This window comes from Microbacterium sp., assembly GCF_035554235.1.
In the GTDB taxonomy this organism is placed as follows: Bacteria; Actinomycetota; Actinomycetes; order Actinomycetales; family Microbacteriaceae; genus Microbacterium.
Genome location: NZ_DATMIO010000219.1, coordinates 1 through 3,945, shown reverse-complemented (window position 1 = coordinate 3,945; position 3,945 = coordinate 1). Strand labels below are relative to the sequence as shown.

General features: G+C 69.6%; 5 protein-coding genes. All 5 read left to right on the top strand.

All coding sequences use genetic code 11. From position 1 onward, the window contains the following. Positions 1 to 444 (top strand): acyltransferase (locus VNT50_RS11455; RefSeq protein ID WP_325485248.1); only part of this gene is annotated, 444 nt, incomplete at its 5' end. A gap of 190 nt (positions 445 to 634) precedes the next feature. Then, entirely contained in the window at positions 635 to 1,795 is a 1,161-nt protein-coding gene (locus tag VNT50_RS11450; RefSeq protein ID WP_325485249.1) for a glycosyltransferase, read from the top strand. Positions 1,796 to 1,821: 26 nt separating this feature from the next. Beyond that, positions 1,822 to 2,055 (top strand): glutaredoxin family protein, encoded by a 234-nt coding sequence (locus VNT50_RS11445; protein ID WP_414683963.1) that lies wholly within the window; start codon positions 1,822 to 1,824, stop codon positions 2,053 to 2,055. A 59-nt stretch (positions 2,056 to 2,114) separates the two neighbouring features. Next, positions 2,115 to 2,975, top strand: a complete 861-nt coding sequence (gene kynA, locus VNT50_RS11440) for a tryptophan 2,3-dioxygenase (RefSeq protein ID WP_325485246.1) — start codon at positions 2,115 to 2,117, stop codon at positions 2,973 to 2,975. 3 nt (positions 2,976 to 2,978) lie between these two features. Next, the coding region (locus tag VNT50_RS11435; protein ID WP_325485245.1) for an amidohydrolase family protein at positions 2,979 to 3,945 on the top strand (967 nt) is incomplete at its 3' end.

The following is a 3,945-nucleotide window of genomic DNA, read 5'->3' as shown; positions in this document are numbered from 1 at the left end:
GGGGTGACACTCGGGAACGCCTGCAAGCTCCAGAACTACGCCCTCGTCTATGAACCCGCAGTGCTCGGCGATGGCGTGTTCATCGGCCCCGCGGTGGTGCTCACCAACGACGTCTTCCCCCGCGCGGTCAATCCCGATCTGACCCTGAAGAGCGCGGACGACTGGCAGGTCGTCGGCGTCACCATCGAGACCGGGGCAGCGATCGGCGCCCGCGCCGTGTGCATCGCGCCGGTGACGATCGGCGCCTGGGCCCTCGTCGCCGCCGGCTCGGTCGTGACGAAGGACGTCCCCGCGCACGCCCTCGTCGTCGGGGTCCCAGCGCGCCGGGTGGGCTGGGTGGGGCGCGACGGCAAGCCCCTCGAACTGCGTGAAGGTGTGTGGGTGAGCGAGAACGGCGACGAGCGGTACCGCGAGGTCGACGGCGCACTCACCGCGATCTCCTAGAGGCAGCGGCTCCTGAACACCGCGATCTCCTGAACGCTGCGATCTCCTGAACGCCGCACCTCCTAGTCACAGCGATCTCAGAGGCACCCCCCGCACGGCGCCGCGCCCGCGGGGTACGCTGAAAACCCGGCAAGGTGGTGCGGTCGATCGTTCCGCCACGACGCCACCCGACGACACTCGGAGCAGCGCCCTGGATATCTCCGTCATCATCCCGACCTTCAACGAAGGCCCGAACGTCGCGGAACTCCTGCGCCGGATCGCAGCCAGCGCCGGCGAGCACATGCTCGAGGTGATCTTCGTCGACGACTCGAACGACGACACCCCCGAGATCATCACGGCGGCCGCCGCGACGGCGAGTTTTCCCGTGCGGGTGATCCATCGGGAGCTCGCGGCGGGCGGCCTGGGCGGTGCCGTGCTCGAAGGCGTCAACGCCGCCCGGTATCGCTGGTGCCTCGTGATGGACGGCGATCTCCAGCATCCACCCGAGAAGATCGACGCCCTCGCCGAGAGGGCATCAGTCGGCGATGTGGACGTCGTCGTGGCGTCGCGCTACGCCGACGGTGGCACGTCGCACGGCCTCGCCACGCGGCTGCGAACCGCCGTCTCCCGGCTCACGACCCTCGTCACGCGGGCGATGTTCCCCCGCAAGCTGCACGACTGCACCGACCCGATGACCGGCTACTTCCTGCTCGACCGCGAAGCCGTCGACTTCACGACGCTGCGACCGCGGGGCTTCAAGATCCTGCTCGAGATCCTCGCTCGCCGCCAGCTGCGAATCGCCGAGGTGTCGTTCGACTTCGCGCCGAGGCACGCCGGCGACTCCAAGGCGTCGTTCGCCCAGGGCGTCCGCTTCCTCGCCCAGCTCACGATGCTGCGTTTCGGGCGGATGTCGGCCTTCGCCCTCGTCGGCGGCTTCGGGGCACTGCTGAACCTGGCGATCATGTGGGCGCTGATCCAGCTGACCGCGCCCTACATCTGGGCGGCGGTCTTCGCCAGCGAGATCACGATCATCACGAACTTCCTCATGCTCGAGTTCCTGGTCTTCCGCGACCTGCGGTCCTCGAGCGGCCTGATGCGACACCGGTTCTTGAAATCGTTCACGTTCAACAACCTCGAAGCGCTCATCCGCATCCCGCTGATTTATGTGCTCGTCGAAGCGGCGCACATTCCGAGCGTGCTCGCCGCGGCGGTCACCCTGGTCGTCGCGTTCATCGTGCGTTTCGTCTTCCACGCGCTCGTGGTCTACGCGCCGAAGGCGGCGCCGATCTACGCGGACGAGATCCCCATCGAGTACCGCATCAGCGAGGACTCGGCATCCGCTCAGCCGACCGCCCCTAGGCTTGAGGGGTGACTTCCCTCTCTTCTGACACCATCACGATGTTCGGCGCCGAGTCGTGCGTCGACTGCCGCCGCACGAAGCAGCAGCTCGACGGGCTCGGTATCGAGTACACCTACGTCGACCTCGCCGCCGACCCGGCGGCCGTCGACGTCGCGCGCGAGATCTCGGGCCGCACGAACATCCCCGTCGTGGTCTACCCGGACGCATCGCACCATGTCGAGCCGAGCAACGCCGACGTCGAGTCGAAGCTTCGCGAGCTGGCCCTCATCTGACCGCGCGCTGAAGCCTCCTGGCCTGCTCTGCAACCGGGGTGTGTCACTAGGCTGACGACGTGAGCGAGGGCGTGGAGCGCAACACCCGGGCGATCGAGCAATCGGTCGTCACCGAGTTCTCCGACCGCATGAGCTACAGCGGCTATCTGGATCTCGAGACGCTGCTCGCGGCGCAGCATCCGCTCAGCTCTCCCGAGCATCACGACGAGTTGCTGTTCATCATCCAGCATCAGACCACGGAACTGTGGCTCAAGCTCGTGCTGCACGAGATCTCGGGTGCGTGCCGGTACCTTCGCGACGACAAGCTCGCGCCGGCACTGAAGTGCATCGCGCGCGTAAAGCACATCCAGCGGACCCTGACCGAGCAGTGGTCGGTGCTCGCGACGCTGACCCCCGCCGAGTACGGCCAGTTCCGCGGGGTGCTCGGCAACGCGAGCGGATTCCAGTCGGCGCAGTACCGCGCCGTCGAGTTCACGCTCGGCAACAAGAACGCCGGCATGCTTCGGGTCTTCTCCGCCGACGCGGCGGCGGGGCGGCTCGTGCGCGAGACCCTGGAGGCGCCGAGCCTGTACGACGAGTTCCTGCGCATGCTCGCCCGGTCGGGCTATGACATCCCCGAGCACGTGCTGACGCGAGACGTGACGCAGGCCTGGACGTTCACCCCCGAGCTCGTGCCGGTGTTCGCGTCGATCTACGCCGATCCCCAGGGGCACTGGGCCGCCTACGAGACGTGCGAAGAGCTCGTCGACCTCGAGGACAACTTTCAGCTCTGGCGCTTCCGGCACCTGAAGACCGTCGAGCGCATCATCGGCTTCAAGACGGGCACCGGCGGATCGAGCGGGGTGCCGTTCCTGCAGAAGGCGCTGCAGCTCACGTTCTTCCCCGAGCTGTTCGCCGTGCGCACCGAGATCCCCGGCTGAGCGATGTCGCACCCCGACCCCTTCGCCGTGCGGGCCCTGCTCGGGCCCGATGCCAGCCCCTGCCGCCGCGCGATCACCGGCGAGCGCGGCGTCGCGCTGCCGGCCTTCACCGATCACCATGTGCACCTGCACCTGATCGACGAGCACGGCCTCGGCGCACGCGGCATCGCCGCGGTGGTCGACCTCGGGGGCGATCCGGTCGCGCTCGCACGGCGGCGCCACGAGTCCATGCCGCGCGTGGCATATGCCGGTGCCTTCCTCACGGCGGTCGGCGGCTATCCCTCCGGGCGGGCGTGGGCACCGGATGCCGTCGTGCGCCAGGTGTCCGATCCGTCCCCGCTTCCCGGCGTCGCCGGTGGTGCCGGCACGGCGGTCGACGAGCAGGCGTCGTTCGGGGCATCCGTCATCAAGGTCGCGCTCAACGCGCTCGCCGGCCCCGTCTTCGACCGCGTGGCCCTGCGCGCGGTGATCGCCGCCGCGCGGAGCCACGGCCTGCCCGTCGTCGCGCACGTCGAAGGCGATGGGATGACGGAGCGCGCGATCGAGGCGGGCGTCGACGTGCTCGCCCATGCGCCGTTCAGCGAGCGGCTCGACGAGACGCTCGTGCGCCGCGCGGCCTCGTCGCAGCGCTGGATCTCCACCCTCGGCATCCACGGCGCCGATCCCGAGGCCGAGGCGAACGCCGCCGACAACCTCGCCCGCTTCGCCGCGGACGGCGGCCGGGTGCTCTACGGGACCGACCTGGGCAACGGCGAGCAGCCGGCGGGCGTCAACGTCCGCGAGCTCGAGGCGCTGCATGCCGCGGGCGTCCGCGGGGGCGGGCTGATCGCCGCGCTCAGCGACCCCTGGCCATTCGCGGAGCGCTCGCACGCGGTCGCCACGTTCGTTCCGGGCGACCCGCCCGCCGACGTCGACGCCGTGCCGGACTGGCTCGCCGCCGCGACCGTGCTGCCCGCCGAGGAACTGGTGC

What these genes read in the sequence shown, in the direction of transcription:
- VNT50_RS11445 (WP_414683963.1), top strand. Translation starts at nt 1,822, where the DNA reads ATGTTCGGCGCCGAGTCGTGCGTCGACTGCCGCCGCACGAAGCAGCAG.